This is a genomic window from Paenibacillus woosongensis, assembly GCF_030122845.1.
In the GTDB taxonomy this organism is placed as follows: Bacteria; Bacillota; Bacilli; order Paenibacillales; family Paenibacillaceae; genus Fontibacillus; species Fontibacillus woosongensis_A.
Window position 1 is genome coordinate 4130115 of the sequence record NZ_CP126084.1, and the last position, 12418, is coordinate 4142532.

The window sequence follows — 12418 nt, forward strand, 5'->3', positions numbered from 1 at the left end:
ATTTGCGTCCCCAATCATTATTGGTATACCTGCAGCCTACAGCCTCCAGTAGTAGAAACCGCTGTGTTCATACTCCGCTTTGGAGTATATCCCTTTGACATCAATCATGATCTTCGTCTGGCTGCCATTGTACATTTTCTTAAAATCCTCAATTCCCATTTCGGCAAAAGGCGTATGCGGAACCGCGACAATGACAACGTTCAAGTCCTTGAAGGAGGACATGTCCGCTAATTCGAGGCCGTATTCCTCGTAAGCCTCCTGCGGATCTACCAGCGGGTCGGCGACTAATGTCGTCACCCCATAATCCTTCAGTTCGTTAATAATGTCCGTGACCTTTGTGTTCCGGATGTCCGCGCAATTTTCCTTGAAAGCCAGGCCCAGCAGGCCGATTCTCGTATTCCGGATATCGAGCTGCTGCCGGACCAATATTTTAATAATACTGTCCGCAATGTAGGCTCCCATGCTGTCGTTGATATGCCGCCCTGCCAAGATGATTTTCGAATGGTAGCCCGTATCCTCTGCTTTATAAGTTAAATAATAAGGATCTATGCCAATACAGTGCCCGCCTACCAAACCAGGGGTGAAATGCAGAAAATTCCACTTCGTCCCCGCCGCCTCCAGCACGGACTTCGTGTCGATACCCATGCGATGAAACACCATCGATAGTTCGTTCATGAAGGCGATATTGATGTCCCTCTGCGCATTTTCAATAACCTTGGCTGCCTCGGCGACCTTGATGCTCTCCGCCCGGTATACGCCGGCTTCAATTACAAGCTCGTATACCCGTGCGATCAACTCCCGCGCATCATCGTCAATGCCGGATACGATCTTCACAATATTCTCCAGACGGTGGACTTTATCGCCCGGATTGATCCGTTCAGGCGAATAGCCTACCTTAAAATCGACTCCGCACCTCAAACCCGATTCCTCTTCGAGAATAGGTATGCATACGTCCTCCGTGACGCCGGGATATACCGTGGATTCATATACGACGACCGCCCCCTGGGTCAGCTTCTTTCCGACGATTCGGCTGGCGTTCTGCACATACTTCAAATCCGGCACATTTCCGCTTTGAATCGGGGTTGGTACGGCCACGAGAAAGAAACGAGTTCCTTCCAGCATCTCCTCCTCGGAGGTAAACTTCACGCTGCATTTCCGAATGACGTCGTCGCCCACATCGCCTGTCACATCGATTCCCGTCAGGTAACTATCTATTTTCCTGCGGTTCACATCAAATCCAATCACATTGGTTTTTCTCGAAAAAGCGACTGCGATCGGCAGGCCGACATACCCGAGTCCAATGACGGCAATTCCTTCGCGCCGATTAACGATATCTTCGTACAATCCCATTTCTCCATCCCCGTCCGTCAAAATGTTCCGCCTCTTTATTGAATCAAATCCTTCATTTTCACAAAGGTGTAACCCTTCTCCTTCAATCGCTCCAAAACGGTTGGCAGCGCCTCTGCCGTATGAATGCCGTCAAGAATATGAAGCAGGATAACACTTCCGTTCTGCGTCTGCTTCATAACCCCATTTATAATATCGTCGGCGCTGTTCTTTACATCCCAATCGAGCGTGGTCACGTCGTACATCGCAATTTGCGGATACCCCGTAGCCGCGATAATTTCTGCCGTCTTCTCATCCACCACGCCCGTTGGCGGCCTGTACAGCATTAACGGCTGCTGCTGGATCGCTTCCGTAATTACTTGATGGGCTTTAACAACATCCTCCTGCAGCTCCTCCGGAGTCAGCGTAGTTACAACCTGATGGGCATAGGAATGATTGGCTACGTCATGCCCCTCTTCAATCATGGCCCTTGCCAGATTCGGATTCTGCTCCACGCCCTGCGCCCGCAAGAAAAACGTTGCCTTGACATCATGCTCGGCCAATATGTCCAATATTCGCGTAACCGTCTTGTCCGTCGCCCAATCGTCAAAGGTAAGAGCGATTTCCTTTTTCCTCGTATTGGCCTTATATACAAGCTCATAAGGAGTGCCTTTGTAGTCGGGATTCAGTTTTGCTGCATCGTACCCGGGGATTTCCTCCAGCGGTTTTCGAACTCCACCGTTCTTGACCAGCTCGCTCAGCGTAATCAGTTTATAGCCGAGCTCCTCTGCTGCCTCGCCGATAAAACCAATCGCCGGCACGACTTCCGGATTAATGTCGGTGTTCAGCGAGATGACGCCTCCCCTTGACATGTATCTGGCCACATAATCGCCAATTTCTTTCGCGTTCTTCATATCGCGGTCCTTCGGGTTGATGTTGTAATTGACGACGGCCTCCATTCCTAGCTGCGCGGCTACAAGCCGAATATCGTCCGAGTAGTCGCCAGACTTCGTTCGTATATATTTTGGAGTTACGCCCGTTTCTTTTTCGATCACTTCGTTGGCCAACTCGATTTCCTTATAGATTTGCTCATAGCCAAGCTTGGTTAAATCCAGGTGATTCAACGTGTTATTTTCGATTTCATGCCCCCGTTCGATAATGCTTTTCGCAATATCCGGCTCCTCCGCTACCCGTATTCCCGGAAGAAAAAACGTCGCTTTGATACCATACTTGTCCAGCTCGTTCAGCAGCCGTTCCATCGTTTCCGCATCCCCCATACCGTTAAAGGTAAGGCTCAGCTCTTTTCGGGCCGTATACACAGAGGTGATTACCCTGCTCTTCTCCCCATTAAAGCGCTCGATGGCCTGCTCGCCTTGCATCTGGCCCTCCGCAGGATCTGCCGGGCTGCCGCCGGAGCCAAATATTCCGCAGCTGGCCAACAAGACCAGGCTCATGAACAGAGCCGTAACTCGAATCAGCGCTCGTTCTCTATTCAACCTGTCATTGCTCTTCATGTTCTAGCCCCTCTTTTTACCAAATAATAGAATACCTGTGTATCAAACTCCTGAATCGTCCAATAATATATCAGGACGTTCTATACATTTTCTAAACAGATTTGTCCAATCTATCTATTACAAGGAAGTTACTTGTAATTATTTATAGGTATTATAACCTAACGAATATTCAGGAAGGAACCATCAGCACGAAGCAAAATCAGGACATTTCCCCCATTGCATAAGCCCCTTGGCAAAACACAACAGCCCCAGTGCTTTACAGGCACTGGGGCTTATTTCGCTATTTATATTTTAGATTAAATCATGGGCCTTATGCTCATACTTTACGTTGGATGGCGCATCGATCGGTTCGGTCACTTTGTCATCGGCGACATGGACCTGGTGGGTTATGCCATTGCAAACGAATTTGAACATGCCGTTGTTAAAATCCGTACCGATCTCTTTATAGAATATGCCTTCATAGCTCATGTTCTTTTGGCAGGAGAAGCATAGTCTGTAGCTGTCCCCTTCCTTCAGCAGATAACCGCGAACGCCGGCCTCATACTCAATTTCGTCCTCGCTCTTGATGGTGCGATCCAGCGATACAATATGAAGGTCAACGAAAGTGATTTCGCGAAGAAGCACGTTGACGAAGGAACCCTTCGTGATCTCCTCCCAGCGATTCTGGGCGGTTTGTCCGATAATGATTTGCGTGACGTTGTATTTATGGGCAACCTCGGCAATCATTTTAGCTGTAGGCCGCTTTTCATTATCCAGGAGAATAAACTCCTCAACATCACATTCCTCAGCCAGTTCCTTCCAGCGTTCGATGTATCCCGATTTTTCGGCATCAAACTCATCGTACGGGAGCGGATCCACCGTCAGGATATATAGCGGGCAATTCAACATACTCGCCATTTTATGGCCGCGTCTGATCAACCGCTCACCATTGGGACCGTAATATACGCAAACGAGAATACTCTCATCCATACGACCCTTTACCTTCTTCATGACGAAAATTCACCTCGTTAAATAATTCATTGTATTTATATCATTCTCTATAAGAAAAGCTTATACATGGAATGTATTTATTGTACATCGGCACGATTTATATTGTATAATTAGATTATTATTATAATTTTTCCTTATCGTTTGGCCGATATACGCAATACGCCAACAGGGTTGTTTCGAACAGCCCGCTTTAAAGCTGCCGGCTGCTTTTCCAGAACTCCCAATTCACTTCCTAAGCGAAGTCCTCACTTCTCACGCCATAGGCGATCATAAGACTTATGGCTTCTTATTATCCCGCTTATTGACATAGGAGTCAAGTCCTGCGGGAATCCTTCTTTATAAGGCTGTTTTTTGCTCAAATATAAAGAAGATCACCATCATCATGAAAATGGAGGTTTGACTTTGTTATCCGTGAACTTAGCCATATTGATCCCTTTTCTTGCCGCTATACTCGTACCATTCTTATACGCCAAAGTTTCACGCAAACATATCGGCTGGTTCGTCCTGATCGTGCCGATTGTCCTGTTTGTTTCTCTAGCTCGCTACATTCCGTCTGTCGCCGGGGGCGAGACTTACTTGAGCACGATCGCGTGGATTCCCTCCTACGGCATCCATTTTACCACGTATCTTGACGGGCTGAGCATCATCTTCGGCCTATTGATCACCGGGATCGGCAGCCTGGTCATCATTTATTCCATTTATTATTTATCCGCAGAAGAGTCGCTGGGCCACTTTTATATTTACCTGCTGCTGTTTATGGGAGCTATGCTTGGCGTTGTCTTCTCCGACAATCTGATGGTGTTTTATGCTTTCTGGGAATTGACCAGCATTTCGTCCTTCCTCCTGATTGCATTTTGGTACCACCGGAAAAGATCCAGATACGGCGCAAAAAAAGCTCTATTAACTACGGTGACCGGCGGAATCGCCATGCTGACCAGCTTCATTATGATCTATGTCATGACTGGCACAATGAGCATCCGGGAAATTATTTCTACTATTGATTACGGCCATGCGCTATTTATTCCGGCAATGCTCCTTCTGCTGCTCGGCGCTTTTACCAAATCCGCTCAATTCCCGTTCCATATCTGGCTGCCTGACGCTATGGAAGCGCCGACGCCAATCAGTGCATATCTGCATTCGGCAACGATGGTCAAAGCGGGCATTTATTTGGTGGCCCGGTTTACGCCCATTTTCGGCAGCCATGAATCCTGGTTCTGGCTCGTCAGCAGCGTCGGCATCATCACGCTTTTCTGGGGCTCCTTCAACGCGGTTCGCCAGACGGATCTTAAAGCACTGCTCGCCTACTCGACCATTAGCCAGCTCGGTCTCATCATGACCCTGTTTGGTATTGGTTCGGCGGCACTGTCCATGGGGGCCGGTGAAGAGACCGTGATTTATACGCAGGCGACCTTTGCGGCCCTGTTCCATTTGGTTAATCACTCTACGTTCAAAGGCGCTTTATTTATGGTTATCGGTATCGTAAACCATGGAGCAGGCACTCGTGACATTCGCCGCCTTGGCGGACTGATGTCGTTAATGCCGATTTCATTCACCATCGCTTTAATCGGCAGCTTTTCCATGGCTGGCTTGCCGCCATTTAACGGCTTCCTGAGCAAGGAAATGTTCTTTCAAGCCGTTGTCAGCGTAAGTCAGTCCGGAATTTTCTCCCTGCATGTATCCAAGGTACTATTCCCTGTCGTCGCCTGGGTTGGCAGTGTATTCACATTCATATACTGCATGATCATCGTATTCAAGACGTTTCTGGGGCCATACCAGCCGGAGAAGCTCGATCATGAAGCCCATGAAGCTCCGGCAGGCATGTTGATTTCACCGATCATTCTAGCAGTTCTGGTTGTAGGGATCTTCTTTTTCCCTAACGTGCTGGGCGATTATCTGCTGCGTCCGGCGATGGCCAGCATCCTCCCTTCGATAGAACTCGAAGGCATGATTGAACCTATTTCAGCCTGGCATGGATTCAATCCCGCTTTATGGATGACGCTCGGAGTCATTGCTGTCGGCACCTTGATGTATCTGTCGATCCGGCGGTGGAAAGGAATCTATTCGCTTCTGCCCGAGAATTGGACGCTGGACAACTTGTATAACAATAGTCTGATCCAAATGGAGAAAATCTCAAACCGGATCACCTCCTTCTATATGACAGGCTATTTGCGAAGTTATTCGATTTATATTTTCCTGTTCTTTATCGCCGCTGTAGGAGGAACGCTGCTGTTTACAGGAGCTTACGCCTTTGATTTTGCGGGCGATGCTCCGATCAGCGTATATGAAATCGTTCTGGTGCTAGTCATGGTCGCTGCTGCGCTTGCCATCCCTTTGGCGAAATCGCGCGTAAACGCCATTCTGCTCAATGGAGCGCTTGGCTATTCCATGGCTCTGTTCTTCGTCGTATTCCGTGCGCCTGACTTGGCATTAACCCAGCTCGTGGTGGAGACGGTATCGACAGCGTTGTTCCTGCTCTGCTTTTATTTCCTTCCAAAATGGAAGAAAGAAGAGACGCCTCGCCGCACGAAGCGCACCAACCTTGTCATTTCCATAGCCGTAGGAATCATTTTCGTTTTGGTTGCTCTCTCTGTACGGGGAGGCAAACTGTTCGATACGATCTCCGGCTACTTTGAAAACGCCTATGAGCTGGCGGGCGGAAAGAACATCGTTAACGCCATCCTCGGCGACTTCCGCGCGTTCGATACGATGCTTGAGGTCATCGTCCTCTTCATCGGTGGCCTGAGCGTATACACATTGATCAAACTAAAGTCGACGAAGGAGGAGCAGAACCTTGAAGATCAATGACGTCATTTTACAAACCGTTACGAAAATCGTAGTTTTCATTATTCTGACGATGGCGGTCTATCTGTTCGTGTCCGGACATAACAGCCCCGGCGGCGGTTTTATCGGGGGACTTGTGCTCGCTTCCGCACTGGTGCTGTTATTCCTCGCCTTCGATACGGAAACCATCATGAAAAGAATCCCTTTGGACTTCAAAATGGTCGCTGCCGTGGGAGCCTTCATTGCCGTAGCAACGGGAGCCGCTTCTTTGTTTTTGGATATTCCTTTTTTGAGCCACGCTTATTCTTATTTCAATCTTCCCGTCTTTGGCAAAACCGGGCTCGCTACGGTCACGATCTTTGAACTCGGTGTAGCCCTGGGTGTAGTCGGCGTCGTCGTCACGATTATTCTAAGTATTAGCGAGGATGTGTAAATGTATGGAAACGTTGATCATCATCCTGACGGGAGTGCTGGTGTCCGTTGCGACTTACCTGTTTCTCTCCAGGAATGTTATTCGGATCATTCTAGGAACAGCCGTGCTAACGCATGCGGCACATTTGCTGATTATGACGATGGGCGGGCTAAAGACCGGCGGCGTGCCCGTGCTCGGAGAAGAAACGACTACCTTTACCGATGCTCTGCCGCAAGCCCTGATCCTGACCTCCATCGTGATCAGCTTTGCGGTTACCGCCTTTCTTCTTGTGCTTGCTTACCGGTTGTACCAGGAGAGCAGAAGCGATAACTTAAACGTGTTAAGGAGTATGCTGAATGAATAATATCCTTGTACTCCCCGTCGTTATTCCGGTACTGGCCGGTATTCTGCTTGTGTTCTTCCGGTCGCATATTCAGATTCAAAGATGGCTTAGCCTGGCTGCCATCCTGTCGGTTACAGGCATCAGCATCTATATTCTGAACATGATTCAAAATGCGGGAATCATCCGCCTCGACTTTGGGAATTGGCAGCCGCCGTTCGGCATCCTTTTTGTCGGTGATTCCTTCTCCCTGCTACTGGTGCTAACGACAAGCCTCGTTGCCGCCATTTGCTTGATTTACGCCTTCTACTCCATCGGGGAGCAGCGGGAGCGAATGTTCTTCTATCCCTTTGTCCTGCTCATGGTTGCAGGCGTTAACGGCTCCTTCCTGACAGGAGATTTGTTCAATCTGTATGTGTGCTTTGAAGTTATGCTTTTAGCTTCCTATGCGCTCATTACACTTGGGGGCACCAAAGCCCAGTTGAAAGAGTCCATTAAATACGTAGCCATTAATGTGCTCTCTTCCTGGTTCTTTCTTGTAGCCATCGCTTACTTGTACGGAACAGTAGGCACGTTGAACATGGCTCATTTATCCGAACGGATTGCGGAAGCGGGACAAACTCCGCTGCTCACCGTCATTAGCATTTTGTTCCTGCTTGTATTCGGGTTAAAGGCCGGACTGCTGCTCTATTTCTGGCTGCCTGGCTCATACAGCGTCCCGCCGACGGCCGTAGCCGCATTATTCGGAGGGCTTCTGACGAAGGTCGGCATATATGCCATGTTTCGGATGTTCACCTTGCTCTTCTATCATGAGCCTTCAATTACACATACGATCATTGGCATCATGGCTGGCATTACGCTGATCGGGGGCTCCTTCGGGGCAATAGCTTATAGAGATATCCGCCAAATCGTATCCTTTAACGTAGTCATCGCGGTAGGCTTTATCCTGGTCGGTCTTGCCGTCGCCACTCCGGCAGCGATCGAGGGGTCGATTTATTACCTGGTGCATGACATGCTTGTCAAAGCAGCCTTGTTCCTGATCGCGGGTTCCATGGCGGCTCTTACCGGTACGACGATGATCGACCGGATGAGCGGATTGATTCGCCACTATCCGATATTAGGCTGGTCGTTCTTCATCATTATGCTGGCTCTTGCTGGTATCCCGCCGCTAAGCGGTTTTATGGGGAAAATCCTCATTGGTCAAGGGGCGATTGAAAGCGGGTCGTATATCCTGCTCGCGCTTTCCCTGATTTCCAGCATATTCGTGCTATATTCCCTGCTGCGTATTTTCCTGAACTGCTTCTGGGGAGAATCTACAACCAGCGAGGAAGATTCGGCTCCTCTAAGCAAAGGCTGGATCATCCCTTGCGCTCTACTGACGGCTGCCTCTATCGCTCTTGGATTCGGGGCGGAATATATATCGCCTTACATCGCTGACGCGGCGGCAACTTTAACGAATCCCTACATCTATATTGATGCGGTCCTAAACAAATAATGAAATTAGAAATGCACGATATGAAAAAAGGGGTGAAATAGGTGCCTGCTCAGTTTCTGCTGAATTTATTTATTGCTTTTTTGTGGATGGTTCTCAATGATGAAGACGAGTTGAGATTTACGACGTTTTTTGCCGGCTTCCTTGTCGGGGTCGCAATCATCTTTGTGATGCAGCGTTTTTTCGGAAAACAATTTTATTTGCATCGCTTCTACCGGGTCGTCAAGTTAATCCTGATTTTCATTTCCGAGCTGCTCCAGTCGGCTTTTGTCGTAATGAAACATATTATCAGTCCAAAAATAGATATCAAGCCGGGGATTTTCACTTACAAAACTGCCCTGAAAAGCGATTGGGAAGTAACCACGCTGGCGCTGCTGCTCACGCTTACTCCAGGTTCGGTCGTTATGGAGGTTTCACCCGAAGGAGATACGTTCTATATCCATGCACTCGATATTGAGCGCTACAAAAACGATTTAATCCGTTCTTTAGGCCGGTTTGAAAAAGCAATCATGGAGGTGACTCGATAATGATCAAAATAATACTGGGGGTTTCCCTTACCCTGTTCAGCGTAGCGATTGCCATTTCCCTGTATCGCATTATCAAGGGGCCTTCCCTTCCCGATCGCGTTATCGCGATGGATATGATCGGCGTGAACCTGATCTCGGGGATCGCCGCGGTATCTATACTGCTGAGAACCAAAGCGTATTTGGAGGTTATACTCGTCTTGGGCTTACTGGCTTTTATCAGTACGATTTCGCTCTCCAGATTTATCGAGAGAGGTGTTATTATTGAACGTAAACGCAGTGGGTGAATTCGTTGGAGCCGCCTTGATTCTTATCGGCAGCATTATTAGTGTGATCAGCGCCATCGGTATCATCCGTTTTCCGGACGTATATACACGAGCGCACGCCGCTACCAAAAGCTCTACGCTGGCCGTTCTGCTGACCCTTATCGGAACCTTTCTATATATATGGTTCAGCGACGCTTTTATCAGCGTGAGGGTTATCTTGGGTATTCTGTTCGTATTCATTACGGCTCCTGTGTCCGGGCATCTCATTATTCGCGCTGCCTATCGCTCCAACGTCAAGCTGGCGGATTCAACGATTGAAGATGAATTAAAACCTGTCCTGCACGGAAGCGGGCAGAAGAAGAAACAAAGTAATGAACATGAACAAGGAACAGAGCAGCCACAAGGCAGCCTGTAAGTTTAAAAGACCGGGCAAGGGAATCATATTGATCTCTGCTCGGCCTTTTTCGTTAACAACACCTCGATTAATTCCTTAAATCGACATATTTTACATTTCAATTGCGGCCTACTACCCATTAAGTTATACTTATTCAAAGGCAAGTATCATAGCCGCTCTCATGCCTTATTACCTAAATTATGGACAACTAGAAGCGAATCAATATATAGCATTACACCATCACAGTTTCAAAAAAGGAGGGATGCATCGGGATGAGCGATCAGATTCTAACGCAAATTCTCCATGAACTCAAATCACTGAACAATCGCATGGGCAATTTGGAAGACAAGCAAGAGACTTTGGCAAATGGACAACAAACTTTACTCACCAGGCAAGAAGCTCTGGAAAGTGGACAGCAGGCTTTACTCACCAGGCAAGAAGCTCTGGAGAGTGGACAGCAGGCTCTACTCACCAGGCAAGAAGCTCTGGAAAGTGGACAGCAGGCTCTACTCACCAGACAAGAAGCTCTGGAAAGTGGACAGCAGGCTTTACTCACCAGGCAAGAAGCTCTGGAGAGTGGACAGCAGGCTTTACTCACCAGGCAAGAAGCTCTGGAGAGTGGACAGCAGGCTTTACTCACCAGGCAAGAGGCTCTGGAAGCTAGGCAAGTTAGCTTCGAGGCCGAACTAAAAGAGATCAAAGCGAACACTGCGGATATTCCGTTAATTAGACAGGCTGTCCTGGAGACGCTGGAAATTACCAAGCGCCTTGATTTGTCCCAAAAATCATTTGAGAGAAAAGTGACCAACCAGCTCAACACCCATGAATACAGCATTGATATTATTAACCGCCGCCAGCTCAAGCTGGAAGCTGATTTAGAGAGCATTAAGAATAAATAACATGCCCTTAAATGAGCCTCGCCCTTATGGCGAGGTTTTCGTATGTAATCTGAATTAGTAATTTAGTGCCGTAAACATGGTATAATAACACTGCTTGTCAATTCGGATTTCATTATTAGAAGGAAGTTGGACATCAAGATGATTATCGAAATCGTAACGGATGTGGTACTGCCCATCTTTGTGCTGATTGGACTTGGAGCGCTGATGCATCGTGCTTTTCAGCTCAATTTATATACACTGGCAAAAATCAACTTTTATTATATCACTCCCGCTGTTGTGTTCCTGAGCATGTACAATTCGGAAATGTCCCCCTTATTATTGGGCAGCGTTACTCTGTTCTACGCTTTATATATTTCACTCCAGTATATTGTCAGCTCTATTGTCAGCTGGAAAAGGGGATTCAAACCAGGCATGAAGGCCGCCTTCACGAACAGCCTCATTCTCGACAACTCGGGCAACTATGGACTTCCTATCAATCAGCTCGCATTCAAGGGCGATCCGCTAGCGACTTCGATCCAGGCGCTGGTCATGACCTTTCAAAGCCTCGTCACCTTTACTTATGGCGTAATCTCGGTTCAACGCGCTAAATCAGGAGGAACATTGAAAGCAGCATTAATTGGTTTTCTAAAAATGCCGGTTCCGTACGCGCTCGTGCTTGGCCTAGTCTTTCACGTCTTTCACTGGCCGCTGCCAGAGTTCGCAGCAAAGCCGCTGGGCTATATCGCAGATTCCATGGTCAGCATCGCTTTACTGACGTTAGGGGCGCAAATTATCCAATATCCGCTTCGCCTGGACCGGTTAGATGTATACATCAGCGCCTTCTTAAGGCTGCTAGTCGGTCCGGCTATCGGGCTGCTGCTTATTCTCGCGCTTGGCCTGAAAGGCATCCCGGCTCAAGCGCTGCTCATCGCCTCCGGTATGCCGACAGGCGTCAACAGTACGATTCTTGCTGAAGAGTATGATAACGAGCCAGACTTCGCGTCCCAGACTGTACTCATCTCTACGCTGCTGAACGTCATAACCGTAACGGCACTGATCTCGTTATCCAAATTCGTGGGGTAATCTATCTGGCGTTGCTATTTGATCAACCTGCCTATTCCCATAACATGTCGATCGGCGAATGCTCTGCGATTCTCGATAATTTCCTCAATTGGAACGTTCCGTCTGCCTTTCATCATGAATAAATGTCCGAACATAGTAGTTATTTGGCCGCTCATGTGGAAGCTATCTTACCGTCGAGCTTGGTCTTGGTTGATTAGAATAATAGCCGGTCCAGTTGGCTTCATTTCCTTCTGGCCGGTTGTTATTTTAAATTCCTTTTGAGGGTTTACTTCAATAACCTCAATTCCCTCGCGAGCTGCGGGTTCTTTGTTAAGAACAATTAGACATTGATATATATATTGCCAGTCCCGTTGAAACAGTGGCCACAAGTTCACCTGCTTTTTGGCATAGAAAAAAGCACTCTATAAAGAGCGCTTTT

13 protein-coding genes are annotated in these 12418 nt (G+C 48.1%); 9 read left to right on the forward strand and 4 right to left on the reverse strand.

Annotation, left to right across the window (positions count from 1 at the left end):
- Positions 1 to 36: 36 nt before the first annotated feature.
- The 3 genes from QNH46_RS18875 to QNH46_RS18885 all read right to left on the reverse strand — a co-directional run bounded on the left by QNH46_RS18875 (position 37) and on the right by QNH46_RS18885 (position 3830).
- Positions 37 to 1350 (reverse strand): nucleotide sugar dehydrogenase, encoded by a 1314-nt coding sequence (locus QNH46_RS18875; RefSeq protein WP_283928497.1) that lies wholly within the window; start codon positions 1348 to 1350, stop codon positions 37 to 39.
- A gap of 35 nt (positions 1351 to 1385) precedes the next feature.
- Positions 1386 to 2840: a polysaccharide deacetylase family protein gene (locus tag QNH46_RS18880; protein WP_283925594.1), complete on the reverse strand. Its 1455-nt coding sequence runs from the start codon at positions 2838 to 2840 to the stop codon at positions 1386 to 1388.
- 291 nt (positions 2841 to 3131) lie between these two features.
- On the reverse strand, positions 3132 to 3830 hold the full coding sequence (locus QNH46_RS18885; protein WP_213594387.1) for a universal stress protein: 699 nt from the start codon (positions 3828 to 3830) through the stop codon (positions 3132 to 3134).
- A gap of 402 nt (positions 3831 to 4232) precedes the next feature.
- On the opposite strand from QNH46_RS18885, the gene QNH46_RS18890 reads away from it, so the two are divergent.
- The 9 genes from QNH46_RS18890 (at position 4233) to QNH46_RS18930 (ending at position 12000) form a co-directional block, all read left to right on the forward strand.
- Entirely contained in the window at positions 4233 to 6635 is a 2403-nt protein-coding gene (locus QNH46_RS18890) for a Na+/H+ antiporter subunit A (RefSeq protein WP_283925595.1), read from the forward strand.
- A complete protein-coding gene (locus tag QNH46_RS18895) occupies positions 6622 to 7044 on the forward strand; it encodes a Na(+)/H(+) antiporter subunit B (protein WP_155611440.1) in 423 nt (140 codons plus the stop codon). Before QNH46_RS18890 ends, QNH46_RS18895 begins: the two co-directional genes overlap by 14 nt.
- 4 nt (positions 7045 to 7048) lie before the next feature.
- Complete coding sequence (locus QNH46_RS18900) at positions 7049 to 7387, forward strand: Na(+)/H(+) antiporter subunit C (protein WP_283925596.1); 339 nt, start codon at positions 7049 to 7051, stop codon at positions 7385 to 7387.
- Positions 7380 to 8858, forward strand: coding sequence for a Na+/H+ antiporter subunit D (locus QNH46_RS18905; RefSeq protein ID WP_283925597.1), 1479 nt, complete (start codon positions 7380 to 7382; stop codon positions 8856 to 8858). Before QNH46_RS18900 ends, QNH46_RS18905 begins: the two co-directional genes overlap by 8 nt.
- 41 nt (positions 8859 to 8899) lie before the next feature.
- Positions 8900 to 9382 (forward strand): Na+/H+ antiporter subunit E, encoded by a 483-nt coding sequence (locus tag QNH46_RS18910; protein WP_283925598.1) that lies wholly within the window; start codon positions 8900 to 8902, stop codon positions 9380 to 9382.
- Positions 9382 to 9666: a Na(+)/H(+) antiporter subunit F1 gene (locus QNH46_RS18915; RefSeq protein ID WP_283925599.1), complete on the forward strand. Its 285-nt coding sequence runs from the start codon at positions 9382 to 9384 to the stop codon at positions 9664 to 9666. Before QNH46_RS18910 ends, QNH46_RS18915 begins: the two co-directional genes overlap by 1 nt.
- The gene (locus QNH46_RS18920) at positions 9644 to 10060 is read left to right on the forward strand and encodes a Na+/H+ antiporter subunit G (RefSeq protein WP_244996837.1); all 417 of its coding nucleotides are present in this window, start codon (positions 9644 to 9646) and stop codon (positions 10058 to 10060) included. The genes QNH46_RS18915 and QNH46_RS18920 overlap by 23 nt, the downstream gene beginning before the upstream one ends.
- Positions 10061 to 10311: 251 nt before the next feature.
- Entirely contained in the window at positions 10312 to 10938 is a 627-nt protein-coding gene (locus QNH46_RS18925; protein WP_283925600.1) for a hypothetical protein, read from the forward strand.
- Between the two features lie 138 nt (positions 10939 to 11076).
- Positions 11077 to 12000, forward strand: a complete 924-nt coding sequence (locus QNH46_RS18930; RefSeq protein ID WP_283928498.1) for an AEC family transporter — start codon at positions 11077 to 11079, stop codon at positions 11998 to 12000.
- A 167-nt stretch (positions 12001 to 12167) separates the two neighbouring features.
- Here QNH46_RS18930 and QNH46_RS18935 read toward each other — a convergent pair whose 3' ends face one another.
- Positions 12168 to 12374 carry a BC1881 family protein gene (locus QNH46_RS18935; RefSeq protein ID WP_283925601.1) on the reverse strand — a complete coding sequence of 69 codons (207 nt, stop codon included), beginning with the start codon at positions 12372 to 12374 and terminating at the stop codon, positions 12168 to 12170.
- Positions 12375 to 12418: the final 44 nt, after the last annotated feature.